Source organism: Pseudomonas sp. SDO524_S393 (assembly GCF_054071875.1).
This window is the reverse complement of record NZ_JBSVVZ010000164.1, coordinates 1-426: the sequence shown is the minus strand read 5'-3', so window position 1 is coordinate 426 and position 426 is coordinate 1. Positions and strand designations below refer to the sequence as shown.

Sequence of the window (426 nt, the reverse complement as noted above, 5' to 3'; positions counted from 1 at the left end):
ACCATGGCCTGCAACAGGTTCTGCCAGTGGCGCGCCATGCGTGTGATGGTGGTGGGTTCGAACAGGTCGGTGGCGTAGCCCAGCGAAGCCCAGAGCCCGTCGGGGCTTTCCTGCACGTCCAGGTCCAGGTCGAAATGTGCGGTGCGCCGGTCCCAGGCCAGCCCTTCGATATGCAGATGGGCCAACGCCTGTGGTGCGTCCCCCGGGCGGCCTTCGGCCTGATGGTTGAACATCACCTGGAACAGCGGGTTGAGGCTCAGGCTGCGCTCCGGTTGCAGCGCCTCCACCAGTTGCTCGAAAGGCAAGTCCTGATGAGCCTGTGCTTCCAAGGCACGTTGTTTGACCTGGGCCAGCAACTGGGCCACGGTGGTCTGCCCGTCGATCTCGGCCTTGAGCACCTGGGTGTTGACGAAAAAGCCGATCAGG

General features: G+C 63.8%; 1 protein-coding gene. It reads right to left on the bottom strand.

Features of this window, described 5'->3' with window-relative positions; translation table 11 throughout:
- A partial coding sequence (locus ACW9IB_RS29495) for a condensation domain-containing protein (protein ID WP_457416851.1) occupies positions 1 to 426 on the bottom strand: 426 nt, incomplete at both ends.